Genomic DNA, 22,586 nt, shown 5'->3' on the forward strand with positions numbered 1-22,586 from the left:
CAGATGCAGCGGGAAATCGACCAGTCGCACCTGCTGTCCAACGTCGAGCTGGCCAACCTGCAAGAACTGACGCTCAAGGTCACCGTCTATGACCGCTTGCTCAATCCCAAGCCGCACTCGCCGTTGAAGTTGCCGGATGAAACCGAGTGCCTGTTCGGCCAGTGGTACTACGGCGAACAGAACCAGGGCCAGCAGCGCGACGCTGATTTCCGTCGTATGGAAGTGCCGCATCGGCTGGTTCATAGCAGCGGCCAAGCGGCGCTGGAGGCGCATGCCCGGGGTGAACTGGACGTGACGCTCAAGCACGTAGGGCAGATGGAGGAGGCCAACGCTGCGGTGATGCGCACAGTCAAAGGGCTGCTGCATTCACGGCTGCAATCACCCGCCTGAGGCGTGACGCTTAGCCGGTTTTGCTATACATTTTCCGGCCGCCCCCTGCATGGTGAAACCGCTTCATGTCCCTGATGCTCGAACGTCTCGTCGCTGGCACACCGATCCCTTTCGCTGGTAACCGCGTCACTGTGGTCAGCCCCGAACTGGCGGCGCGTTTTCAGCCCGGGGACCATCTGCTGGTGGAGCAGGTCAGCGGCGAATTGTTGTTGATCCCGGTGGTGGACCAGCAAGCGGCAGCCGTGGCGATCGAGCGCGCGCAAGCGGCGTTCAGTGCGATGTCGGCGGTGTCCGATGAGGCCATCAGCGAATTTTTCGACGTGTTTGCCCAGCGTCTGGAAACCCCTGAAACCTGGGCCTTGATCGAGGCCGTCAACCTGGCCGACATCGAACGGGCCAAGGCCCGTGGGCGTTCCACCACGCGGTTGCTCGCCGATGAACGCATGCGCCGCGACATGATCGCCGGCCTGCGCGCCTGGCGTGATGCGCCGGCCACTCGCGGCAAAGTGATCAGTTGCGTCGAGCATGACGGCTGGAAAGTCGAGCAAGTGGTGTCGCCGCTGGGCATCGTCGCTTTCGTCTTCGAGGGCCGGCCAAATGTGTTTGCCGACGCTGCGGGCGTATTGCGCACCGGCAACACCGCCGTTTTGCGCATTGGCAGCGATGCGTTGGGCACCGCACAAGCCATCGTCACCCACGCCTTGAATCCCGCATTGGCCGATGTCGGCTTGCCGACTGGCGCGGTGTCGCTGGTTGAAAGCGTCAATCACGCCGCGGGTTGGGCGATGTTTGCCGACCGGCGCCTGTCGCTGGCTGTGGCCCGGGGTTCGGGTCGCGCCGTCAGCCAACTGGGCAGCATCGCCCAACAGGCCGGCACCGCTGTCAGCCTGCACGGCACCGGCGGTGCCTGGTTGATCGCCGACAAAGACGCCGACGCCACGCGTTTTGCTGCGGTGGTGCGCAACTCCCTCGACCGCAAAGTCTGCAACACCCTGAACGTTTGCCTGATCCAGCGCGACCGTGCCGCTGAACTGGTGCCGCTGTTTCTCGATGCCTTGCAACAGGCCGGCACCGCTCGGGGCCAGGGCTGCAAATTGCACATTGTCGAAGGCAGCGAATCGTATTTGCCGAGCGATTGGCAGGGCGCCACTGTCGAGGTCTACCGCGCCGAAGGCTACGTCACCGAAGCCTTGGCCGAACCGCTGGCGGAAGATCAATTGGGCCGGGAGTGGGAATGGGAAGAAACCCCGGAAGTCAGCCTGAAAATCGTCGACGACCTGGACCAGGCCATCGCCTTGTTCAACCGCTACAGCCCGCAATTCACCGTGTCGCTGATCAGCGAAGAGGCGGCGGCTCATGAGCGTTTCTACAACGCCGTGAATGCGCCGTTTGTCGGCAACGGCATCACCCGTTGGGTCGACGGCCAGTACGCGCTGAACAAGCCGGAATTGGGCCTTTCGAACTGGGAAAGCGGTCGCCTGTTCGCTCGCAGCGCGATTCTTTCGGGCGATGGCGTGTTTACCGTTCGCAGCCGCATGACCCAGGTGGATTTGTCGGTCAAACGCTGAGCCTCTGGGACCGCACTATACTTATCGGGTGTCTGTGTTTGTGTAAGGGAGGTTTTCACCATGAAACTTCATACCTTTGAGCATTACTCCCATGACCTGGCCATGGCCGCCCGCGACTCGTGGACGACCGCCAGGGTGAAGTCGGTCCTGACGCGGGCCGACCCCAACTTTGGCCTGCACATCCATGTCAAAACCCATGGCGGCGCGGTGGTGCTGAGCGGCATGGTCGATACTCACCGCCAGTGTGATCAGGCGATGGAACTGGCCCGTTCGGTCCAGGGTGTCGTCGACGTCGAGGCCAGTGGCTTGCGGACTCACGTGTTCAAGCCTGGCAACTTTGACGATCAATGACCTTGGCGCTCAACGAGAAAACTTTCTCGCCCCGGCCACACACAGGATCACCGCAACGGTGACCCCCAGCATCCCCAGGCTGACTTGCTCGTGCAGCAGTGTGGCCGCCAGTGCCAGGCCAAAGAACGGTTGTAGCAATTGAAGCTGGCCCACGGCGGCAATTCCGCCTTGGGCCAGTCCGCGATACCAGAAGACAAAACCGATCAGCATGCTGAACAGCGACACATAGGCCAGGCTCAGCCAAGCTGAGGTGCTAACGGTCGAAAATGAAGCGGGCAATCGATACAAGGTCAGCGCCGCCATCACCGGCAACGACACCAGCAACGCCCAGCAAATCACCTGCCAGCCGCCCAGTGTCCGGGACAGTTTCGCCCCTTCGGCATAACCGAGCCCGCAAACCACCACCGCCAGCAGCATCAGCAGGTCGCCTTTGGGCGAGGCGGTGAGTCCTTGGGACACGGCAAATCCAATCACCAGCAAACTGCCGAGGATCGAGAACAGCCAGAACGCGGGTTTTGGACGCTCACCACCGCGCAGCACACCGAACATGGCAGTCGCTAGCGGCAGCAGGCCGATAAATACGATGGAGTGCGCGGAGGTCACATATTGCAGGGCCAGCGCAGTTAACAGTGGAAACCCGACCACTACGCCCAGCGCGACAACGATCAGCGGAACGAATTGATGGCGGGCCGGGCGTTTTTCCTTGAACAGCCACAGCAGGCACAGCGCAAGCACGCCGGCGATGGTTGCCCGCGCCACGGTCAGGAACACCGGGTCGAATTCCAGCACCGCCACCCGTGTGGCCGGCAACGAGCCACTGAAGATCACCACGCCGATCAGTCCATTGATCCAGCCGCGGGTGCTGTTTTCCAGCGGCGGATTATTCAGCTTCGAGGTACGTTCCATTGCGGGTCTCGTCAGGTCGGGTTGCTTTAATCGCATCCTATGACCGAAGATCAAGACAATCAAAAAATTGTCATGGATACATTCCCGATGCCGCGCTCCCGGTACAAGTCGTTGGTCGACACCTTTGCCGCCGATATCCGCTCAGGTCGATTGCCACCCGGCACGCGTTTGCCGACCCATCGACAGTTGGCGACCACGCAAGGGCTGGCGCTGGTCACGGCGAGTCGGGTCTACGCCGAGCTGGAAGCCATGGGCCTGGTCAGTGGCGAAACCGGGCGCGGCACCTTTGTCCGCGAGACTTCGCTGCCACCGAGTCTGGGTGTGCATCAGCCCAGTGTGGTTGCGGGGATGCGCGATCTGAATTTCAACTATCCCGCGTTGCCGGGCCAGGCCGATCTGTTGCGCATGGCCTTGCGCCAATTGGCGTTGTCCGGTGACCTGGAAGCTCATCTGCGCTACCAACCCCATGCCGGACGCCTGCATGAACGGGCCTCGGTGGCGCGGCATCTGCTGACACGCGGACTGACGGTGGCGGCGGAACAAGTAGTGATCGTCAGCGGCGCCCAGCACGGTTTGGCGGTGACGATGATGGCGCTGCTGCAACCTGGTGACGTGATCGCCGCCGACGCGTTGACCTATCCGGGGTTCAAGGTGCTGGCCGAGACGCTGCACCTTGAAGTGGTGCCGATCCCCGTGACGGAGACCGGGCCTGATCTCGCAGCGCTGGAAAAACTCTGCAGAAGCCGTTCGGTGCGCGCCGTCTACAGCATGCCGACCTTGCATAATCCGTTGGGCTGGGTGATGGCCGCCGATCAGCGCGAGCAATTGGTGGCGATTGCGCGCCTGCATGATTTGCTGATCATCGAGGACGCGGCCTACGCGTTTCTGGCTGAAGCGCCGCCACCACCGTTGGTGGAATGGGCGCCCGAAAGGACGGTCTATGTGTCCGGATTATCCAAGAGCATCGCCACCGGGTTGCGCGTCGGTTTTGTCGCCGCGCCTTTGTCGATGGTGCCGGCGCTGGAGCGCACGATCAGGGCCACCACCTGGAACACACCCGGCGTGATGACGGCCATCGCCACCGCTTGGCTGGACGATGGCACTGTCACTCTGCTGGAAGCGCAGAAACGCGCGGATGCCCAAGCCCGGCAAGCGGTGGTCGACGAGGTGCTGGCGGGCTTGCACTACGTGCGCCATCCGTCTTCCTACTTTGTCTGGCTGCCTTTGTCGGAAGAGGCCCGGGCGGACCAGATTGCCGTGGCGTTGCTGCATGAACAGGTGTCGGTGTCGACCGCCGAACCGTTTGCCACCTCGGTCCATGTCCCCCATGCGATCCGTCTAGCACTGGGGTCGGTGGACATGGACTCGCTGCGCCAGGCGTTGGGGACAGTGAAGCAGGTGGTCGGGGCTTACTTTTAGCTGTCAGGCGACTTGCGCAGCCTTGGCATACACCGCGCAGGTAGTCGGGTGTTCGACCAGTGACACAAAGCTACGGCTGTCCGCATCCAGCGCATCGATCGAACCGGTTTCGATGTCGTACACCCAGCCGTGCAGGTTCAACAGACCTTTTTCCTGGGCCAGGCGCACGCTCGGGTGAGTCTGGATATTGGCCAGTTGCGCGATGACGTTCTCGCGCACCATCGAACTGACCTTGGCTGCTTCACTGGCGTGAGGCCGCGATTCGTTGATGACCTTGGCCGACTCGGCGTGTTGTAACCAGCCACTGACCGCAGGCAGGTGATCCATGCATTTGCACTTGGCCACGGCGGTCATCGCGCCGCAGTCCGAGTGGCCGCAGATCACAATGTCGGTGACGCCCAGTACGGCGACCGCATATTCAACCGTGGCCGAGACACCGCCCGGATGCGGGCTGTAGGACGGCACGATGTTGCCGGCGTTACGGATCACAAACAGCTCACCGGGCTCTTGTTGGGTCAGCAATTCCGGCACTACACGGCTGTCGGAACAGGTGATGAACAACGTGCCCGGGTGCTGGGTGGTGGCCAGGTGTTTGAACAGGTCGGTGCGTTGCGGGAAGGCTTCGTTCTGGAACTTCAAAAAACCGTCGATGAGCGCTTTCATGTTTGCTTCCTCATAAGTGATGAACTGCGGTGGCTCAGTTTGAGCACCCGGTGCCGAATTCGCTGTACTGCAAAATGTGCGTTGCGCCTTTGGAGTCGAGGTACGTCATCTCCACTGGTGCCGGGCCGCAGACATCGGCGACCGGGGTGATATTGACGACCTGAGCGATGTCCAGATCCATGCCGTATTGGTAGGCGACGGCGCTGTCCTGAGCCTGAGCCTGGGTTGCCAGGCCGGCGATCAGCGACAGTGCGAACAGAATTTTTTTCATGGGGTGTCCTCCAGTCGAATGTGGTGACCTGTGCGTTTTTTGGGAGAGGCCCGCGAGATAAGCGCGGGCCGGTACTGAGTTAGAAAGGACGCAGTGGCAGGAACTTGCCGTCCAGGGTGATCACGGCGCGGGAGCCGCCTTCCGGGTCTTCGACTTTCTTCATGTCCAGCTTGAAGTTGATCGCGCTGATGATGCCGTCGCCGAATTGCTCATGAACCAGGGCTTTGAGCGTGGTGCCGTAGATCTGGATCATTTCGTGGAAGCGGTAGATGGTCGGGTCGGTTGGCACACCGGCCAGGCTGCCGCGCAGCGGGATGATTTGCAGACGGGCGATGCTGTCAGCGTCCAGTTCCAGCTTGTCGCCGACTACTTTGGCGGCGGCTTCAGGCAGCGGGTGCTGACCGAGCAGGGCGGCGGTGACATAAGCCAGGCTCAGGCCGGTGCCGTCGCTCAGGTCCTGCCAGGACAGGTTTTTGCGCGCCTTGGCATCAAGGATCGAAGTGGTCAGGGCCAGACTCTGATCGTTGTAAGCGTGGGACTGTTGCATGGTGTGACTCCTTTATCGGATTGGGTTGTTGCTGTGTGTGGAGCAATCTTCTGCCGATTGATCCATAGCGTCCAAGACCGATATACAATGCCGCGCATAAGCACAGCCTATAGATGGTGTTCCGATGCTGCTCCGACATTTGCGTTACTTGATTGCGGTCGCCGACCACGGCGGCTTCACCCGCGCCGCCGAAGCGCTGCACGTCTCCCAACCGACCCTGTCCCAACAGATCCGGCAACTGGAAGAAACCCTGGGCGTGAGTCTGTTCGACCGCACCTCGCGCACGGTCAAGCCTACCGATGCCGGCGAGGCCTACATCGAATGTGCCCGACGGGTGCTGGTGGAACTGGAGGCGGGAAAACGTGCGCTGCACGACGTGAAGGACTTGTCCCGCGGCACCTTGCGCCTGGCCATGACGCCGACCTTCATGGCGTACCTGGTGGGGCCGCTGGTGCGCGATTACGTGGCGCGCTTCCCGAACATCCACCTGGAGATTTTCGAGTTGTCCATGGACGACATCGAAGCCGGGTTGGCAGACGACTCACTGGACATCGCCATCGCTTTTACGCCGGTGCGAAACCCCGAGATCGAGTGCATCCCTGCGTTCGTAGAAACCCTTGGGGTGATGGTCGGGCGTGATCATCCATTGTATGAAAGCCAGGGCACGTTGGCGCCGAGCGAGGTGGCGCAACTGGAGTTCGCGTTGCTGGCGCCGGAGTTCATTACCCGCTCGTCCATCGACGAATATTTCCGCCAGCAAGCCATCACGCCCAAAGTGGTGATCGAGGTGAACTCGGTGAGCACCCTGCTGGAGGTGATTCGGCATACGGCGGTGGCGACGATTTTGCCCGAGGCAATTGCGACTGAAGATCGTGCGTTGCGCAAGATTGCGCTGCAGGGTGAGGCGCCGCAGCGAGGGGCGGCGTTGCTGCGGCGCCGGAACAACTATCACAGCGCGGCGGCGTTGGCGTTTGTGGAGTTGGTGTTGGGTCTCCATTCTGTCGAAGCGCACGTCTGACGTTTCGGGGAGTGTCCGCTAATCTTCAGTGAGCCTCGCAGAGGAGCGCGAAGATGCCGGCAATCTTGATGATCATGTTGCTGATGTTGATCGGTGGCTGTGCTCAGGACCCCAAAGAGCAAGGGTTGGAGATCTCGAAGCAGAAGAGGCTGGCCGAGCCGAAGATAGAGTTCCTGGGTGTCGGTGGCTGGCTGTTGCACTGGCGCGGGGAAGGTTTATTGCTGGCGCCTTCGTTCAGTAACCCTTCGCTCTTTGGCCTGCCGGGTATACCGCCGCTTCGGGTGGCGGCCGACGAACAGAAAATCGACCGGTTGATGCCAGAGGCGAGCGACGTCACCATGCTGCTGGTGGGCCACGGTCACTATGATCATCTGCTGGATGTGCCATGGATTATGCAAATACGCACGCCCGAAGCGTTTGTCTACGGCTCCACGTCGGTCGCGCACATGCTGCGGGCAATGATGGACCCGATGAAAATCGTCGATGCGCAACCCGCCATGGCAACGTTCAAAGACCCCGCTCACCCCGTTGCACCGCTCCAGATCGGTCAGTGGATCTATTCTCGCGGTACACATCTGCGGGCCATGCCCATCCAGAGCGAGCACGCCGGGCATGTGTTGGGTATCAACCTGATTCCGGGCAGTTACTACGAAGATCTGACAGAAACGCCGTTGTCGTTATGGCGCTGGAAACCCGGGCAGACGATGGCCTGGCTGATTGATCTGCTCGACGATGATGGCCACACGGTGTATCGCATCCACTATCAGGATTCTGCAGCCACACCTCCGTATGGTTTTCCGCCGGTCATCAAAGATGGCAAAGGCATCGATGTCGAGATTTTGTGCGTGGGGTCGTGGATTCAGGTGGATCACTATCCGCAGCAGTTGCTCGAATGGACAAAACCGCGAATGGTCCTGCTGGGGCATTGGGAGGATTTCTTCGGCAACGATCCCCATCATCCGCAAATATTGGGAGGGCAGGATGAGCGTTCGATGGTGGCCGTCGTTCGCTCAACGGTAGGCCCCGGGGTGCCCGTGTACATGCCGGCGCCTTTGACCGATGTTGCGCTGCCGCCTGCACAGTCGTCGCATCGCAATTGAGCGTTATTGCCAGATTTCCAGATCGACCGAAAAAAGGTTGTTCCAATAGAGCCCGGGCATGTCATTGGCAAAGCAAGTCAGTGGGCCTGAGGCTGGCGCAATCCAGCCTTCGGGCCAACGTGAACCATCACCCAGGGCGAATACACTTTCATCCAGCCGGGCGATGCCACCGACCAACGTAAACCAGGTGGCATCGCTGGCCTTGCAGCGCAGGCGATCCTTGAAATGCTCCAGATAGCCACGGTCATAACCATTGGCGTCGCAGCGGTTCCAGGCGTCCCACCAAGTGCCGCTGGCCCGGAAGAAGTAGCGCGCGCCCTGTTGCACCAACAACGTGTCGACCCAGTCGGCGCGCGAGGAAATGCTGATGGTCGCCAGGTGAGTGGTTGCGCCGGGTGGTGCAGGGTGGGCGATGTCGTTCATGGCGAGACTCCTGTCATTGAGAGGGAAACGGTGGGTTATCCCTTGAGCCATTCAAGTAGCTTTTCGGCGGTTTCGGATTGATTGAAATACCGGGTGTGAGCGACATGTTTCTCATTGGCGAAGTAGAGATAGTTTTCGTCAAGGACTTGATCCTTCCCGCCCCAGGTACGCATGCCGTCGTCCGGTACTACCAGGTCATTTGGCAAATTGCCGAAAATCCGGTCGGCCATTGAGTCTGCGATTGTGCAAAACGCGGCTTGAAGATTGAAATCCTTCGGTTCGAAGTCGGAGCCGATGCCATAGGTGGTGCAGTCGGGAATTGGCGATTTGTCGAGGCTGGTCAGAAAGGAGTTATCGCCAGGCGCCATTGCTTTCAGGCCATCGAGCACTTCCAGCGCGGTATGTCCGAGGATTTTGACCAGCGTAAGAATGACTTCAAGCACTTCGCTGACACCGTTGTCCGGGAATATATCGAGGCAGGTGGTCATGCGATCAAGGTATTCAACCATGTGGTCTTTATCGACTAACTGCGTGCCCTTGTTTGGCACGCCGGCCATGACCAGGCGCTGCACCCGAAAGGGCGAGTAAGGCGTTCTCAACGTTTTTGCCTGCCCCCCAAGGCAGCGGCTGACCAACCCGCCGCGGCTATGGCAGATGATATCTACATCCAGATTTAGTCCTTTGGGCACCTTCGAGAAGAAATACCTGGCGTTATCCAGAGGGCTTTCCGAGAGCGTTGGATGATCGAAAGCAAAAACCCGTCCGCCATACTTCGCTTCGAGATCACTCCTGGTTGCCAATTCGCCGAAACCCGCTTTTGCGGTGCTGAAGGTGCCGTGCACATAGAGCAATGCGCGTCCGCTGGCCAACCGCTGCCAGTCAGCTGTTTGCAGTTCCCCGTCATTGTTTAGCAGGAAATTACGCAGTCGATAGGGGCGGTTCTGCTGTTCCCAGCTTTTCACGGCCGATTTGATCGGCATCCCGAGCACTGCATCTGCAATGGGGTAGATCAGCACCGTCAGCGTTTTTTTTATGATCGTGCTGACGAAACCATAAGGTTCCATCTCACCGTTTTCCGCAGGGGATTTGGGGGTGACGTACGGGATGCGGAAAACTGTGTATGTCACCCCTGCGATGTTGGCGGGTTGTCCATTCAACGTATCATTTTCAGGAAAACTCCATTGTTTCGCCCCTCCTTCATCAACTGACAGCAGCACATGGGCGAAACCGGGAATTGGAGCGGGGGGCTCGAGCTTAACGTGGTCAGTAAAGAGCGCTAACGAAGAAGGGGAAGCGCCCGCCTTGAGATCCAGTGTGAAACTTTTAACTTCCCGCATATTCGCTCTGTCCATGGCCTGATCCAGGGCTGAACCGAGCGTCAGGGAAAATTCCGCTCCTCTACTAGCGATCTTGACGGGAGTGGAAATGCTCACGGTGCCTGACAATCCTGGGGCATGCAGGGCGTAACCGTCGCCGAGTTGAGTAGGGTTATTGCTACCGTCAACGATGATGTCAGCCATGCTTATAGCCTCCTGGACAGCGTGTATTTCTCAGCAACTCTAGACCACATTTTTTGAACCGCTCGCCATGGATCCAAGTTTATTTGATGGTGTGTCTGCAGCTGTAAAGCCCAAGTAACAGTAGGGGTCTTATCATTAGGTGACATCAGTTTCCGGGCAAAAAAAAAGCCCGCTCCTTAAGTGGAGGCGGGCCTTTTTATTTATTAAAAAATGCTGTGGTTAATAAGGATTTTTGCGTGACTCAGTAAAACCGATCAATCACCCGAACTTCGTTCTGGTTCTGCATCGATGCCCACGCCTGTTTCAGAGTCTGCAGAACATTACCGATGAAGTCCTTATCGGCCGCGGCTTTCTTGCCGACGTAACCCTGGCCGCGACGGTACATCTTCAGGCGGGCCAGCAAGTTCTGGTTGTTCTTGTCGAACTCTTCTTCGTGAGCATGGGGCGACAGGCAGTCCATATGCACCTGGCCCGACTTGCTGATCCACAGGATATGGCTGTCGTGGCTGTCTTTTTGCGCAGCGAACATACGAGCCAGTTCATCGATAGTGGGTTGATTGTTCAGATTCATAATTAAGCCCCTTGACCATTTGGTGATCTTTCAAAGTTGATTCGCTAATACAAGTAGCCCATCGGTTAGTTGATCCCTGGCACCGAAACCAGGACGTCAGCGTTCAGCCGCCAAATTGACGGGGTCCCGCGTCTGTTGCATGTAGTCGTGTTGAATAACTGCTACGCAATAGCGTCACAACGAAGAGAAGCGGCGAAACCTGGAGGCCACTGCCGACGTTTTCAGGGTCGGCCACAAGCGTCATGAGATCGTTTCGCCAGCGCTTCTCGTCCTTGTACTGGACGTTCGGGCCAGGTCAGCTTCTTCAATCTGCCTTGTGGGCAGCGTGTATCCGGGAAAAACAGCTCGGCGGTCAGACGAGCTTGCTCAAACGTGTTGCCTGTACTCCCGATCGGGGAGACGTCTGCATCATGCAAGGGCAAATCGACGGCGTCAACGGTTATGTAGTGATTATTTTTAGTCACTACATATTGTCGGACAAAGTGCTTTTGGAATTAGGAAGGGTGGCCCGGAGGGCTTAGGCGGGGGCTTGTGAAGCAGTAGGACGTGCACGGATAGCCGTCCACCTCCAGTTGATGCGTTGTGAATTCTCCGTGGGTGAGAACCGGGATCACACGCGCCCAGAACCGCTGCGCAGGCTGGTTTGCATCGATGTGAAAAATTTGCCACCGACCGGGCAATCGGCTCAAGAGGGCAGAGACGACAAACGTCGCGACACCTTGGCCACGAAAGCGTCGGCTAACAAAAAAGTAGCCGATGTTTAACTCGGCGCCAGCGACGTGAATGTCACCATCGACGGTCACAAACCCGGCCAGTTCACCATCGACCTTGATCAAAAACGGTCGAGTCGCGGGTTTGCGCCAGTAGTCGAGCTTCGGCTGGATATTGAACAGGCCATGCTCGCCAAGCTTCAGCGGCAGCCACTCGCTGAAGTCGTAAGTGTAGAACTGCATGAGGTTTTCAATCGTCTCCAATTCGTCGCGCTGGGCGGCGTGCAGTTCTATGGCAGGCATGGCGAGCTCCCGATTCTACGGGCCGTCCCTGGCCCCGGACGTGATTACTTAGTGGGGCGCGAAGTCGTACTTGCCGCCTGTTTTCAACGCGGCGACATAAGCCGGACGCGCCTGGAAACGTTCAACCCAAGCGGCGATATGAGGATAGTCACCCAACTTGGCTTGAGCCCTGGCGATCTCGCCGATAAAACTCATCTGGATATCAGCGGCGCTGAATTCATCGCCCAGCAGATAGTCGGACTGGCTCAGTGCGGTGTCGAGGTAGCTCAGGTAGTTGGCCACTTCCGAGTTGATCCGCGGATGCAGTGGCGCACCGGCCTCACCCAGCTTGCCGACGTACAGGTTGAGCATCAGCGGCAACATCGCCGAGCCTTCAGCGAAGTGCAGCCACTGCACGTACTGATCGTAGTCGGCGGTGGATGGATCAGGTTGCAGGCGACCCTGGCCGTGACGACGAATCAGGTAGTCGATGATCGCGGCGGATTCGATCAGCTTCTGCGCGCCGTCTTCGATCACCGGCGATTTGCCCAAGGCATCAATGGCTTTCAATTCCGGTGGCGCGAGGTTGGTCTTCGGGTCGCGCTGATAGAGCTTCAGTTCGTAGGGGATAGCCAGTTCTTCCAGCAGCCAGAGAATGCGCTGGGAGCGGGAATTATTCAGGTGATGGACGATGATCATGGTCGGGGCCTTTTCAGAAAGTGGGGCGATCGCCGGGCTTGAGCAACACTAGACCATCCGGGACTTCACGAAGTGCCCTCAAGCTTTGCTCACCGGTTTGGCGACGCGTTTAGTGCCGGTCGCGGGCTTGCGCGGGGCGCTCTTGCGTTTTTTCTTCCACGGCGTGGCGCCGCGACCGGCCGGGCTCGCCGGTCCGCTGATGGTCATGCTCAGGCCCGCACAACGGGCGACTTGCTTGCTCATCCACGCCGCTTGTTTGGTGACGAATTCTTCCAGGCTCATTTCGCCGCTTTGCACCATGTCCAACGCTTGTTCCCAGATCGCAGTGGTGCCGGGATCGGCGATGGCTCGGGGCACCGCGTCGATCAGGCTGAACGCGGCCGGAGTCGCGGCCAGGGCCTTGCCGTTCTTCACCAGGTAACCACGGTCGAGCAGGCCCTGGATGATCGAGGCGCGGGTCGCCTCGGTGCCGATCCCGGTGGTGTCCTTGAGCTTCTGCTTGAGCAGTGGGTCTTCCACCAGTTTGGCAACGTTCTTCATTGCCTTGATCAGATCGCCTTCGGTGAAGGGCTTGGGCGGTTGGGTCCAGAGGTCTTTGAGATTGACGTCTGCCACCGCGCAATCGCGTCCTTCGGCCAGCGCCGGCAAGGTTTGTGGCGCTGGCGCCTCACGGCCCTTGGCCGGCGCCAACGCCTCGGGCAGGGCACGCTTCCAACCGGGTTCGACAATTTGTTTGCCCACGGCGCGCAAGGCTTCCCCGGCACAGTCGAAGTCAGCTTGGGTGCGGTCGTATTCATGGTTGGGCAGGAACTGCGCCAGATAACGCGCACGAATCAGGGTGTAGACCGCCCGTTGCTTGCCCGCGAGCCGCTCGAGGTTTTTCGCCGCTGCCGTGGGAATGATGCCGTGGTGAGCGCTGACCTTGGCATCGTTCCAGGCCCGCGAGCGCCGCTGCGGCTCAAGGTGCTCGTTCAAGGCGTTCAGGCTCGGGTCGGCCTGACGTAGCGCCGCGAGGATGCCGGGGGCTTCGCTGTGCTGGCTCAGGGGCAGGTAGCCGCAATCGCTGCGCGGGTAGGTGATGAGTTTGTGGGTTTCGTAGAGGGCCTGGGCGATGTCGAGGGTTTCCTGGGCGCCGAGGCCGAGTTTCTTCGAGCAGACTTCCTGCAAGGTGCCCAGGTCGAACGGCAACGGCGCGATTTCACGCATGCGTTCGGTGCGCAGCTTGATCACCCGGGCGCTCGTCGCGCTGCTCATTGCTGCCGCCGCTTGCTGCGCCAGGGTCTGATTCAGACAGCGATCCTGATCGTCGCAAACATCGGAGGCTGCGCGCCACTGTGCGGTGAATGCCGTGCCATCGTGCAGCAGTTGCACATCGATGGCCCAATAGGCGACGGGAACGAAATCGGCAATGCTGCGATCCCGATCCACTACCAGCCGCAAGGTCGGCGTTTGTACTCGGCCGACTGGCAAAACCCCTTGGTAACCGGACTGTCGCCCAAGCAAAGTGAACAGCCGACTCATGTTCATCCCGATCAGCCAGTCGGCCCGGGAGCGACCCAGCGCCGAGTGGTAGAGGCTGAACGTCTCGGCCCCCGGCTTCAGCGCCGCCAGGGCCTTGCGGATAGAGGCATCGTCCAGCGCTGACAGCCACAACCGCTGGATTGGCCCGCGATAACGGCAATGTTCCACCAGTTCCCGGGCGATCATTTCGCCCTCACGGTCGGCATCGGTGGCGATCACCAGTTCAGTGGCCTCGCCGAGCAAGCGTTTGACCGCTTTGTATTGGCTGGCGGTACGCGGTTTGACGGTCATCTTCCATTTGTCAGGGATGATCGGCAGGTCCGCCAGCACCCAGCGCTTGTAGCGCGCGTCATAGGCATCCGGTGGCGCGGTTTCCAGCAAATGGCCGATGCACCAGGTCACCGTGACGTTCGTTCCCAGCCAGCAACCGTCGCCGCGGCGTTTGGCGCCGAGTACTGCCGCGATGTCTTTGGCCTGGGAAGGTTTTTCACAGAGGTACAGCTGCATAACCACCATCGTTCAAGTCGGTTTGAAGAAGGTGAACAGAATGCGCAGGGATTTTGATTGGAGCAACCTTTATCTGTATGGATATACAGATAAAAGGTTGCCGATGATGACTGAGGATCAGGGCCGGGCCACTGCTTTTCCTTCTGCCAGCCGTGTTAGGAGGTGTGGTTCGACACCTGGTTCGGTGAACGCCCGGCAACTGTTCATAGCGGCATCTCGTTTTTGATCCAGTCCAGAATCGATGAATGACGCGGCGCCCAACCGAGTTCCGCCCGTGCGCGTTTGGCGATCACCCGGCTGTTGGTACCGAAAGTGAAGTGAACGTGCATCGGGTCCCAATGTTGCGCCGCTTCCGTCACCGACCAGGACTGCACCGGTCCCAGCTCCATGCGTTCGGCGAGGGCCGGCCCCATGTCGGCGAAGGACGCTTCACCGTTTTCGACAAAATAGAACGCGCCGGCCGGGGCTTTTTTCAGGGCCAGCACGTACAACTCGGTCAGATCGTCGATGTGCACGTTGGACCAACTGCTGACGCCTTTGCCGATGATCCGCAGCACCCCGGTCTCCCGGGCGCGGGCCATCAGGAATGGCAACTGGAAGCTGTGGTCGGTCAGGCCGTGGCCCACGCCGTAGATATTGCTTGGGCAGATCACCACCGTGCGAATGCCTTCGCTGGCGGCTTTCATCAGGCGCAGGTCGATGTTGTAACGCGGCTGTTTCAGCGGGTCGACGATGAACGGCGTGTCTTCGTCGAAGATGTTCGCGGACAGGTAATCGCCTTTGGCGTCATCGCCAATGATGCTGGAGCCGCTGGTGTGAATCAGCAGCTTGCCCGTGCCTTGCAACGCTTCGATGAACGACTCGACGGCGCTGGCATGGTCACTGTTGGCCGCATCGATCACCGCCTCGGCGCGGCGCGCTTCAGCCATCAGTAACTCGTGGTCATCGAGGCTGCCGATCACGGGCGTGATGCCCAGCGCTTTAAGTTGTTCGGCTTTCTGTGGATCGCGAACCAGTCCACGAATCGAGTGCCCGTCAGCCATCAGCCGATGAGCAACGCTGCCACCAACGAAGCCGTTGGCGCCGGTCAGGAAGATATTCATTAAGCAAGAACCCTTTAAAGATGAGCGAACACCCACCTTAGTCCGGGTCAATAGGCGGAAAAATAGGCTGCAGTTCTGTTTAGAATGGACTCTGGAGTCATCATTGGAGGCCTCATGGAAAGTCTGAATGCCATCGGCGTATTCGTCGCCGCCGCCGAAGCCCGCAGCTTTGTTGGTGCCGCCAGGGCGTTGGGTATTTCTGCCTCGGCGGTGAGCAAAAGCATCGCGCGGCTGGAGGCCAAATTCGGCGTTCGGCTGTTCCACCGTAGTACTCGCAGCATCACCCTGACGGCTGAAGGCACGCAGTTTGTCGAGCGTTGTCGACGGGTGCTGGCGGAGCTGGAAGTGGCGGGCGAGGAGCTTTCGCAGAATGTGTCGCTACCCCAAGGGCCGTTGCGTATCAGCTTGCCGATGATCGCTAAACCCTTCGTGTGTATTTTCGGAGAGTTTCAGTCGCGCTATCCGGATATTCAGCTGGACCTTGAATTCACCGACCGCCTGACCGATGTCATTACCGAGGGCTTCGATGCGGTTATCCGTAGCGGAGTGCCCCGGGACTCCGGGTTATCGGCGCGGCCATTGGGCACTTACCGCATGCTCATGGTTGCATCGCCGGCGTATCTGGCCCGCCGAGGAGTGCCGCAACAACCGGAAGACTTGCACCAGCATGCCTGCATTCATTTTCGCTTTCCCAAGTCCGGCAAGTTGCAGACGTGGTTGTTCAATCGTGGCGATCAGGCTGTTGAGCTGGAACTGCCTCGTTCAATGATCTGCAATTCGGTAGAAGGGCGCATGGACCTTGCAGTGCAGGGCCTCGGCATTACCTATGCCGCCGACTTTGTGGTTCGCGAGGCGTTGGCCGATGGTCGTCTGGTGGAGGTGTTGGAGGATTTCACCTGGGAGAAGGGGCAGTTCAATCTGCTCTGGCCTTCGGGTCGCCAAGTGCCGCCGAAGCTGCGAGTGTTTATCGAGTTTTTTGTGACCCATACGCCGTTTACACACTGAAACCCTGTGGGAGCGAGCCTGCTCGCGAAAGCGGAGTGTCTGGCGAATCTGATGTTGAATGTACCGGCCTCTTCGCGAGCAAGCCCGCTCCTACATTGAGTGTCAGTCGACGATGAACAATCGGGCGCCAGTGGACGTTGAGGACCGATGCGCTTCAGCATTGTCCGCGACCTGGTAACTCATGCCGGGTTTGAGCTCGAATTGGCGACCATCGTCCAATTCAGTATGCAATTCCCCCTCAAGACAAAGCAGCACATGGCCCTTGGAGCACCAGTGATCGGCCAGGTACCCCGGCGTGTATTCAACGATACGCACCCGAATATTCCCGAACTGCTGCGTGCGCCAAAGAGCGCTGCCGGTTTCTCCCGGGTGTTCGGTGGGTTCGATGTGGGTCCAGTCAGTGGTGCCAAAGGGGATGTTTGCAATGTCCATTTTGCTCTCCAGGGTGTGATCATGCCGAAGCGATGGGTCGGCACTGTAACGGAAGGCGGCAGGTCATGAAATGGCTTAATGCGACGACACAAACACCGAGTCCTCCACCGGCGGCGGCAGTGCAAATGAGTCTTTCATTCGTGCCACTTCATCGGTTGGCGTGCGGCCAAATAACCGCTTGAACTCGCGACTGAACTGCGAGCCGCTTTCATAGCCGACTTCGGAGGCCGCCATCGCCACGCTGTAGCCACTGCGTACCATCAACAGACGTGCCTGGTGCAGACGCGTGGATTTCAGGTACTGCATCGGTGAGGTATGGGTGATGGCTTTGAAGTGCGCGTGAAAGGTCGGCACGCTCATGTTCGCTTCCGAGGCCAGGTGCTCGACGTCCAGACGCTCATTGAGGCTGCCGTGGATCTTGCGCAGGGCCCGAGAGATGCGGCCGAATTGTCCGCGAGCGGCGAGGGCGGCGCGCATCGAGCCGCCCTGGGCGCCGGTGAGGATTCGGTAGTAAATTTCCCGCACCAGTGATGGTCCGAGCAGGCGGGCGTCCAGCGGAGAGTCGAGGGCTTCCAGCAGGCGGCAACACGGATTGGCTCAAGCGCGGCTCCATCGGCGAGGCGTACATGCCTTTGGGCTCGGCGGTGGGGGCCTCATCCAGTTGCAACATCAACTCGGCGGCGAGGTTGAAGTCCAGATGAAAATAGATCGCCAGCAGCGGTTCCTCGGCGCTGGCATCGGTTTCCATGGTGAACGGCACCGGCACGGCAACGGCCAGATAGTGCTGGGCATCGTAGAGGTAAGTCGCGTCGCCCCAGTACCCGCGCTTGCGTCCCTGACAGACGATGACGATGCCAGGGTCGTAGAGCACCGGCGTGCGTTCCAGCGCCCGGTTGGAGCGCAGTAAGCGCACATCGGCCAGTGCCGTGAGGTTGTAGCCTTCCTCCGGTGCGAGCTTCGCCAGCAGCGTGATCATCCGTTGCTGGTCATTGTTTTGATCAACCCTTGAATCGCTCACATGCCTGTTCCGTTCGATATCACTGGGCCTGAATGTGAACCGCTGCGCGCCGCAAAGCAATCGACTCATAGGATCAGGCAAAAGACCCACAGTTATCGGCGTTCAGCCGTCACCGCTGCATCCCTATCATGGTCAACAACCTCACAACCCATGGCAGATCGAGAACATGAACGCATCAAAAATCCTCTTCATCACCGGCGTCAGCAGCGGTTTCGGCCGGGCCCTGGCCAACGAGGCCCTCGCCGCAGGGCACCGGGTAATCGGCACCGTGCGCAATGAAACGGCCCGCATCGAATTTGAACAGCACCCTTCGAAAAACGCCTTTGGCCGTCGCCTGGATGTCACCGACTTCAGCGCCATCGATGCCGTCGTCGCCGAGGTCGAAAGCACCCTCGGGCCGGTGGATGTATTGGTGAACAATGCCGGTTACGGCCATGAAGGGATTTTCGAGGAGTCGGCACTGGAAGAGATGCGCCAGCAGTTCGACGTCAACGTGTTCGGCGCGGTGGCCGTGACCAAGGCATTTGTGCCGTTCTTCCGCGAGCGCCGGGCCGGACACATCATCAACATCACCTCCATGGGTGGCTTCATCACCATGCCCGGCATCGCTTATTACTGTGGCAGCAAGTTCGCCCTGGAAGGTATTTCCGACACCTTGAGCAAGGAGCTCAAACCGTTCGGCATCGCCGTCACGGCAGTGGCGCCGGGCTCGTTTCGCACTGACTGGGCCGGGCGCTCGATGCGCCGCTCAGAGCGCAGCATCGCTGACTATGACGCGACCTTCGATCCGATCCGCACCGCGCGCCAGAACAAGAGCGGCAAGCAGTTGGGCGACCCGGTGAAAGCTGCGCGCGCCATGCTGGCCTTGATCGCCAGCGACGCACCGCCCGCACATTTGTTGCTGGGTAGCGATGCCCTGCAGCTGGTGCGTGAGCGGTTGGCGAGCATGGCGCAGGAGATTGAGGCGTGGGAGGCGGTGACTCGATCCACCGATGGTTGAACAGCTGCGCTATCGAGAAATTGATTAGCGCCACGTTTCAAGCTGTGTCAGTTTCACCGTGCCATCAATGGGGCGAGTGACAGGACGATCTCGCCAAGGGATCGCCGTGGTCTGTCGGAAACTGACTACTTTGAACAAGGACGTAAGCGATGTCTCAAGCACTATCCCGGGCCAGTGACGCCTATTCGACAGTCGACACCTTTAGCCACTTGTACGACCGGGGCGGCAGCGCTTTGGTGAACGGCAAGCCATCGTTCACTGCGGATCAGGCGGCGGACCAGATCCTGCGCAAGGGCGCGTCCTGGCACGACCAGAATACCGACGGCAAGATCGACCTCAGCTACACCTTCCTGACTTCGAAACCGGCGAACTACAACCCGGCCCTCGGCACGTTCAGCGAATTCAGCGCCCAGCAAAAAGCCCAGGCCGTGCTGGCGATGCAATCCTGGTCGGACGTGGCCAATGTGACGTTCAGCGAAGGCGCTGGCGGCGACGGTCACATGACCTTCGGCAACTACAGCAACAACACTGGCGGCGCGGCGTTCGCCTATTTGCCCCAGGGCAGCCAGTACGACGGCCAGTCCTGGTACATGATCAACGATCAATATCAGGTCAATAAAACCCCGGACACCAACAATTACGGGCGCCAGACCCTGACTCACGAAATCGGCCACACCCTGGGGCTGTCGCACCCTGGCGTCTACAACGCTGGCAACGGCAACCCGACCTACAACGACGTGACTTACGCTCAGGACACTCGTGGCTACAGCCTCATGAGCTACTGGAGCGAAAGCAACACGCATCAGAACTTCAGCAAGGACGGCAGCGGCGCCTACGCCTCGGCTCCGTTGCTGGACGATATCGTCGCGGTGCAGAAACTCTACGGCGCCAACCTGGAAACCCGTTCCAGCGACACGGTCTACGGCTTCAATTCCAACGCCGAACGGGACTTCTACAGCGCTACTTCGGCAGCGTCGAAAGTGGTGTTTTCGGTGTGGGACGGCGGCGGTAATGACACCCTGGACTTCTCCGGTTTCAGCCAGAACCAGAAGATCAACCTCAACGAAGGCTCGTTCTCCGACATCGGCGGCCTAGTCGGCAATGTCTCTATCGCACACGGCGTAACCCTGGAAAACGCCATCGGCGGTTCGGGTAATGACTTGCTGATCGGCAACGCGGTGGCGAACATTCTGGAAGGCGGGGCCGGCAACGACATCCTCTACGGTGCCGGTGGTGGTGATTCGTTGTGGGGCGGGGCGGGGGCGGACACTTTTGTGTTTGGTGCGGCGAGCGATTCGACCATGACTGCACCGGACTGGATCATGGATTTCACCAGCGGCCAGGACAAGATCGACCTGTCGGGGATTGCCGAGTTTGCTTCGGGCTCGGCGACGTTGAACTTTGTTGGCGGTTTCACCGGGCATGCCGGCGACGCGATCCTCACATACTTTGCGCAGACCAATCAGACCAGTTTGATGGTGGATTTGACCGGGCATGGCGCGGTGGATTTTGCGGTGGGGACGGTGGGGCAGGCGGCGGTGACGGATATCGTTGCTTGATTTGAACAAAGGCTAGATCAAAAGATCGCAGCCTTCGGCAGCTCCTACAGGGTCACGCGTACACCTGTAGGAGCTGGCGAAGCCTGCGATCTTTTGATCTTGTGGCGAGGGAGCTTGCTCCCGTTCGGCTGCGAAGCAGTCGTGAATGCGAAATTTGGGTTATACCTGACAGTTCGAGGTCTCAGATTTCGGGGCTGCTTCGCAGCCCAGCGGGAGCAAGCTCCCTCGCCACAGGGATACGTTCATCCCATGACTCAGGAGAAATCCATGAAAAGCTCCGGTCCCAGTCCTGTCATCACCATCGCCGAGCAACCCGGCTGCCTGCTGGTGAAGTTCCACGGTATACAGGTGGCCGCCTCCGCCCGGTCGCTGGTTCTGCTTGAGGCCAACTATCCTCCGGTGTATTACGTCCCGCGCGAAGACATCGACGAAAAGTATTTTGCCCGTACCGATCACACCAGTTATTGCCCCTACAAGGGCGATGCCAGTTATTTCAGTCTGCAGGTTCCGGGGCACGAGGGTGCCAATGCGGTGTGGAGTTATGAGAATCCGAAGGTGTCTGTGGAGCAGATTCGTGGCTATGTGGCTTTTTATCCGGATCAAGTGAAGTTCGAGATCATCGAAAACTTTGAGTGATGGAGGCGCTGATCTGTTGCGAGGGAGCTTGCTTGTAGTGAAGGGGCTTGCTTGTGGCGAGGGGGCTTGCCCCCGTTGGACTGCGCAGCAGTCCCGTTCTTTTGGGGCTGCTTCGCAACCCAACGGGGGCAAGCCCCCTCGCCACAAAGGTTGGCTTCAGTTTCTATACATATTTACCAACGTCGATTCATCAATCTGCCCAATCGACGTCACCCCGGTCAACGTCATGGCCACCCGCATTTCCTTGGCAAAAATATCCAGCATGTTTTCCACCCCGCGCTGACCATCGGCCGCCAAGGCATAAGCCATGGAGCGCCCCAGCAATACACCTTTCGCCCCCAGCGCCAGCATCCGCACCACGTCCAGCCCCGAGCGAATCCCCGAGTCCACCAGCACCGTCAGATCATTGCCCACTGCCTGCATGATTGGCGGCAACGCCTTGGTCGTCGACAGCACGCCATCCAGCTGCCGCCCACCGTGGTTCGACACCACGATCCCATCCGCGCCAAAGCTCACGGCATCTTTTGCATCCTGAGCATCGAGAATGCCTTTGATGATCATCGGGCCTTTCCAGAACTCACGAATCCACTCCAGATCGCTCCAGCTGATCGATGGGTCGAAGTTGTTGGCCAGCCAGCCCATGTAGTCTTCGAGAGTGACGGCTTTGCCCAGGTACTTTGAGATATTGCCCAGATCGTGCGGCCGCCCCATGACGCCAACGTTGAACGCCCAGTCGGGTTTGGTCATCGCCTGGAGCATGCGCCGCGACGAAGCGAACGGGCCGGACATGCCCGAATGCGCATCCCGATAGCGAGCGCCGGGCGTGGGCATGTCCACGGTAAACACCAGATTCTTCACCCCGGCGGCCTTCGCCCGCTCCAGGGCGTTTCTCATGAAGCCTCGGTCTTTCAACACATACAACTGAAACCAGATTGATTGCTGGCTTTGCGCCGAAACTTCCTCAATCGAACACACCGACACGGTGGACAGGCACAGCGGAATGCCTTTGTTCTCCGCTGCTCTCACCGCCTGCACTTCACCACGGCGGGCGAACATGCCCGTCAGGCCGACCGGCGCCAGAATGATCGGCATCGAAAGCGGTTGATCGAAGAGGGTAGTTTCGAGGCTCAGGGTTTCAACGTTTTTCAGAATGCGCTGACGCAGGCTGATGCCGGTCAGGTCGGCACTGTTGGCCCGCAACGTATGCTCGGCATAAGCGCCGCCATCAATGTAATCAAACAGGAATCGGGGAAGTTTGCGGCGTGCTGCCTCGCGGTAGTCGGATGCGGATGAAATGATCATGGGGCCTCGGTCTGGGGAGTGGCGGGGCTGTGGGGTGCGTCGAATCGGTCATATCAAGAATGCCA

23 protein-coding genes and 1 pseudogene are annotated in these 22,586 nt (G+C 59.5%); 10 read left to right on the forward strand and 14 right to left on the reverse strand.

Annotation, left to right across the window (positions count from 1 at the left end; translation table 11 throughout):
- Positions 1 to 3: 3 nt before the first annotated feature.
- The 3 genes from ACWIKB_RS22825 to ACWIKB_RS22835 all read left to right on the forward strand — a co-directional run bounded on the left by ACWIKB_RS22825 (position 4) and on the right by ACWIKB_RS22835 (position 2,309).
- Positions 4 to 390 carry a CZB domain-containing protein gene (locus tag ACWIKB_RS22825; RefSeq protein ID WP_475269607.1) on the forward strand — a complete coding sequence of 129 codons (387 nt, stop codon included), beginning with the start codon at positions 4 to 6 and terminating at the stop codon, positions 388 to 390.
- Positions 391 to 455: 65 nt separating this feature from the next.
- Positions 456 to 1,958, forward strand: a complete 1,503-nt coding sequence (locus ACWIKB_RS22830) for an aldehyde dehydrogenase family protein (protein ID WP_475269533.1) — start codon at positions 456 to 458, stop codon at positions 1,956 to 1,958.
- Between the two features lie 60 nt (positions 1,959 to 2,018).
- On the forward strand, positions 2,019 to 2,309 hold the full coding sequence (locus ACWIKB_RS22835; protein WP_475269534.1) for a BON domain-containing protein: 291 nt from the start codon (positions 2,019 to 2,021) through the stop codon (positions 2,307 to 2,309).
- A gap of 9 nt (positions 2,310 to 2,318) precedes the next feature.
- Here the strand turns inward: ACWIKB_RS22835 and ACWIKB_RS22840 are convergent, their stop codons facing one another.
- Entirely contained in the window at positions 2,319 to 3,215 is an 897-nt protein-coding gene (locus tag ACWIKB_RS22840; RefSeq protein ID WP_475269535.1) for a DMT family transporter, read from the reverse strand.
- Between the two features lie 87 nt (positions 3,216 to 3,302).
- Here ACWIKB_RS22840 and ACWIKB_RS22845 point away from each other — a divergent pair, with 87 nt between their 5' ends.
- Positions 3,303 to 4,634, forward strand: a complete 1,332-nt coding sequence (locus ACWIKB_RS22845; RefSeq protein ID WP_475269536.1) for an aminotransferase-like domain-containing protein — start codon at positions 3,303 to 3,305, stop codon at positions 4,632 to 4,634.
- 3 nt (positions 4,635 to 4,637) lie between these two features.
- Here the strand turns inward: ACWIKB_RS22845 and ACWIKB_RS22850 are convergent, their stop codons facing one another.
- The 3 genes from ACWIKB_RS22850 to cynS all read right to left on the reverse strand — a co-directional run bounded on the left by ACWIKB_RS22850 (position 4,638) and on the right by cynS (position 6,115).
- Entirely contained in the window at positions 4,638 to 5,297 is a 660-nt protein-coding gene (locus tag ACWIKB_RS22850; protein ID WP_475269537.1) for a carbonic anhydrase, read from the reverse strand.
- A gap of 34 nt (positions 5,298 to 5,331) precedes the next feature.
- The gene (locus tag ACWIKB_RS22855; protein WP_475269538.1) at positions 5,332 to 5,568 is read right to left on the reverse strand and encodes a DUF2790 domain-containing protein; all 237 of its coding nucleotides are present in this window, start codon (positions 5,566 to 5,568) and stop codon (positions 5,332 to 5,334) included.
- 79 nt (positions 5,569 to 5,647) lie between these two features.
- The gene (cynS, locus tag ACWIKB_RS22860; RefSeq protein WP_054050366.1) at positions 5,648 to 6,115 is read right to left on the reverse strand and encodes a cyanase; all 468 of its coding nucleotides are present in this window, start codon (positions 6,113 to 6,115) and stop codon (positions 5,648 to 5,650) included.
- 124 nt (positions 6,116 to 6,239) lie between these two features.
- On the opposite strand from cynS, the gene cynR reads away from it, so the two are divergent.
- Both cynR and ACWIKB_RS22870 read left to right on the forward strand, forming a co-directional pair.
- Positions 6,240 to 7,133, forward strand: a complete 894-nt coding sequence (gene cynR / locus ACWIKB_RS22865) for a transcriptional regulator CynR (RefSeq protein ID WP_475269539.1) — start codon at positions 6,240 to 6,242, stop codon at positions 7,131 to 7,133.
- 53 nt (positions 7,134 to 7,186) lie between these two features.
- A complete protein-coding gene (locus ACWIKB_RS22870; protein WP_475269541.1) occupies positions 7,187 to 8,233 on the forward strand; it encodes an MBL fold metallo-hydrolase in 1,047 nt (348 codons plus the stop codon).
- Between the two features lie 3 nt (positions 8,234 to 8,236).
- Here the strand turns inward: ACWIKB_RS22870 and ACWIKB_RS22875 are convergent, their stop codons facing one another.
- From ACWIKB_RS22875 to ACWIKB_RS22905, 7 genes are all read right to left on the reverse strand, one after another.
- On the reverse strand, positions 8,237 to 8,656 hold the full coding sequence (locus ACWIKB_RS22875) for a hypothetical protein (protein WP_475269542.1): 420 nt from the start codon (positions 8,654 to 8,656) through the stop codon (positions 8,237 to 8,239).
- Between the two features lie 35 nt (positions 8,657 to 8,691).
- A complete protein-coding gene (locus ACWIKB_RS22880) occupies positions 8,692 to 10,176 on the reverse strand; it encodes an esterase/lipase family protein (protein WP_475269543.1) in 1,485 nt (494 codons plus the stop codon).
- Between the two features lie 241 nt (positions 10,177 to 10,417).
- On the reverse strand, positions 10,418 to 10,747 hold the full coding sequence (locus ACWIKB_RS22885) for a hypothetical protein (RefSeq protein ID WP_290029078.1): 330 nt from the start codon (positions 10,745 to 10,747) through the stop codon (positions 10,418 to 10,420).
- A 494-nt stretch (positions 10,748 to 11,241) separates the two neighbouring features.
- A complete protein-coding gene (locus ACWIKB_RS22890) occupies positions 11,242 to 11,760 on the reverse strand; it encodes a GNAT family N-acetyltransferase (RefSeq protein WP_475269545.1) in 519 nt (172 codons plus the stop codon).
- A 48-nt stretch (positions 11,761 to 11,808) separates the two neighbouring features.
- Positions 11,809 to 12,438, reverse strand: coding sequence for a glutathione S-transferase family protein (locus ACWIKB_RS22895; RefSeq protein WP_475269546.1), 630 nt, complete (start codon positions 12,436 to 12,438; stop codon positions 11,809 to 11,811).
- A 78-nt stretch (positions 12,439 to 12,516) separates the two neighbouring features.
- Entirely contained in the window at positions 12,517 to 14,466 is a 1,950-nt protein-coding gene (locus ACWIKB_RS22900; protein WP_475269547.1) for a DNA topoisomerase III, read from the reverse strand.
- 203 nt (positions 14,467 to 14,669) lie between these two features.
- Positions 14,670 to 15,569, reverse strand: coding sequence for an NAD-dependent epimerase/dehydratase family protein (locus ACWIKB_RS22905; RefSeq protein ID WP_475269548.1), 900 nt, complete (start codon positions 15,567 to 15,569; stop codon positions 14,670 to 14,672).
- Positions 15,570 to 15,683: 114 nt separating this feature from the next.
- Between ACWIKB_RS22905 and ACWIKB_RS22910 the strand changes: the two genes are divergently transcribed.
- Complete coding sequence (locus ACWIKB_RS22910) at positions 15,684 to 16,574, forward strand: LysR family transcriptional regulator (RefSeq protein WP_475269549.1); 891 nt, start codon at positions 15,684 to 15,686, stop codon at positions 16,572 to 16,574.
- 102 nt (positions 16,575 to 16,676) lie between these two features.
- On the opposite strand, the gene ACWIKB_RS22915 is transcribed toward ACWIKB_RS22910, so the two are convergent.
- On the reverse strand, positions 16,677 to 17,006 hold the full coding sequence (locus ACWIKB_RS22915) for a DHCW motif cupin fold protein (RefSeq protein ID WP_475269550.1): 330 nt from the start codon (positions 17,004 to 17,006) through the stop codon (positions 16,677 to 16,679).
- Between the two features lie 75 nt (positions 17,007 to 17,081).
- A pseudogene (locus ACWIKB_RS22920) lies at positions 17,082 to 17,982 on the reverse strand (AraC family transcriptional regulator).
- Between the two features lie 208 nt (positions 17,983 to 18,190).
- Between ACWIKB_RS22920 and ACWIKB_RS22925 the strand changes: the two are divergent.
- The 3 genes from ACWIKB_RS22925 (at position 18,191) to ACWIKB_RS22935 (ending at position 21,219) form a co-directional block, all read left to right on the forward strand.
- Complete coding sequence (locus ACWIKB_RS22925; RefSeq protein WP_475269552.1) at positions 18,191 to 19,024, forward strand: oxidoreductase; 834 nt, start codon at positions 18,191 to 18,193, stop codon at positions 19,022 to 19,024.
- A gap of 149 nt (positions 19,025 to 19,173) precedes the next feature.
- Complete coding sequence (locus ACWIKB_RS22930; protein WP_475269553.1) at positions 19,174 to 20,583, forward strand: serralysin family metalloprotease; 1,410 nt, start codon at positions 19,174 to 19,176, stop codon at positions 20,581 to 20,583.
- A 267-nt stretch (positions 20,584 to 20,850) separates the two neighbouring features.
- The gene (locus tag ACWIKB_RS22935) at positions 20,851 to 21,219 is read left to right on the forward strand and encodes a DUF427 domain-containing protein (RefSeq protein WP_475269555.1); all 369 of its coding nucleotides are present in this window, start codon (positions 20,851 to 20,853) and stop codon (positions 21,217 to 21,219) included.
- A 156-nt stretch (positions 21,220 to 21,375) separates the two neighbouring features.
- Here ACWIKB_RS22935 and lldD read toward each other — a convergent pair whose 3' ends face one another.
- Positions 21,376 to 22,521: an FMN-dependent L-lactate dehydrogenase LldD gene (lldD, locus tag ACWIKB_RS22940; RefSeq protein WP_475269556.1), complete on the reverse strand. Its 1,146-nt coding sequence runs from the start codon at positions 22,519 to 22,521 to the stop codon at positions 21,376 to 21,378.
- Positions 22,522 to 22,586: the final 65 nt, after the last annotated feature.

Source organism: Pseudomonas sp. 5Vm1k (genome assembly GCF_056161485.1).

Excerpts from the sequence above, each read along its gene's own strand:
- ACWIKB_RS22900 (WP_475269547.1), bottom strand. The coding sequence starts at position 14,466 with ATGCAGCTGTACCTCTGTGAAAAACCTTCCCAGGCCAAAGACATCGCG.
- ACWIKB_RS22890 (WP_475269545.1), bottom strand. The coding sequence starts at position 11,760 with ATGCCTGCCATAGAACTGCACGCCGCCCAGCGCGACGAATTGGAGACG.
- ACWIKB_RS22935 (WP_475269555.1), top strand. The coding sequence starts at position 20,851 with ATGAAAAGCTCCGGTCCCAGTCCTGTCATCACCATCGCCGAGCAACCC.
- cynR (WP_475269539.1), top strand. The coding sequence starts at position 6,240 with ATGCTGCTCCGACATTTGCGTTACTTGATTGCGGTCGCCGACCACGGC.
- ACWIKB_RS22915 (WP_475269550.1), bottom strand. The coding sequence starts at position 17,006 with ATGGACATTGCAAACATCCCCTTTGGCACCACTGACTGGACCCACATC.
- ACWIKB_RS22925 (WP_475269552.1), top strand. The coding sequence starts at position 18,191 with ATGAACGCATCAAAAATCCTCTTCATCACCGGCGTCAGCAGCGGTTTC.
- ACWIKB_RS22885 (WP_290029078.1), bottom strand. The coding sequence starts at position 10,747 with ATGAATCTGAACAATCAACCCACTATCGATGAACTGGCTCGTATGTTC.
- ACWIKB_RS22880 (WP_475269543.1), bottom strand. The coding sequence starts at position 10,176 with ATGGCTGACATCATCGTTGACGGTAGCAATAACCCTACTCAACTCGGC.
- ACWIKB_RS22835 (WP_475269534.1), top strand. The coding sequence starts at position 2,019 with ATGAAACTTCATACCTTTGAGCATTACTCCCATGACCTGGCCATGGCC.
- ACWIKB_RS22895 (WP_475269546.1), bottom strand. The coding sequence starts at position 12,438 with ATGATCATCGTCCATCACCTGAATAATTCCCGCTCCCAGCGCATTCTC.
- ACWIKB_RS22855 (WP_475269538.1), bottom strand. The coding sequence starts at position 5,568 with ATGAAAAAAATTCTGTTCGCACTGTCGCTGATCGCCGGCCTGGCAACC.
- ACWIKB_RS22830 (WP_475269533.1), top strand. The coding sequence starts at position 456 with ATGTCCCTGATGCTCGAACGTCTCGTCGCTGGCACACCGATCCCTTTC.
- ACWIKB_RS22910 (WP_475269549.1), top strand. The coding sequence starts at position 15,684 with ATGGAAAGTCTGAATGCCATCGGCGTATTCGTCGCCGCCGCCGAAGCC.
- ACWIKB_RS22850 (WP_475269537.1), bottom strand. The coding sequence starts at position 5,297 with ATGAAAGCGCTCATCGACGGTTTTTTGAAGTTCCAGAACGAAGCCTTC.
- ACWIKB_RS22870 (WP_475269541.1), top strand. The coding sequence starts at position 7,187 with ATGCCGGCAATCTTGATGATCATGTTGCTGATGTTGATCGGTGGCTGT.
- lldD (WP_475269556.1), bottom strand. The coding sequence starts at position 22,521 with ATGATCATTTCATCCGCATCCGACTACCGCGAGGCAGCACGCCGCAAA.
- ACWIKB_RS22930 (WP_475269553.1), top strand. The coding sequence starts at position 19,174 with ATGTCTCAAGCACTATCCCGGGCCAGTGACGCCTATTCGACAGTCGAC.
- ACWIKB_RS22905 (WP_475269548.1), bottom strand. The coding sequence starts at position 15,569 with ATGAATATCTTCCTGACCGGCGCCAACGGCTTCGTTGGTGGCAGCGTT.
- ACWIKB_RS22875 (WP_475269542.1), bottom strand. The coding sequence starts at position 8,656 with ATGAACGACATCGCCCACCCTGCACCACCCGGCGCAACCACTCACCTG.
- cynS (WP_054050366.1), bottom strand. The coding sequence starts at position 6,115 with ATGCAACAGTCCCACGCTTACAACGATCAGAGTCTGGCCCTGACCACT.
- ACWIKB_RS22825 (WP_475269607.1), top strand. The coding sequence starts at position 4 with ATGCAGCGGGAAATCGACCAGTCGCACCTGCTGTCCAACGTCGAGCTG.
- ACWIKB_RS22840 (WP_475269535.1), bottom strand. The coding sequence starts at position 3,215 with ATGGAACGTACCTCGAAGCTGAATAATCCGCCGCTGGAAAACAGCACC.
- ACWIKB_RS22845 (WP_475269536.1), top strand. The coding sequence starts at position 3,303 with ATGCCGCGCTCCCGGTACAAGTCGTTGGTCGACACCTTTGCCGCCGAT.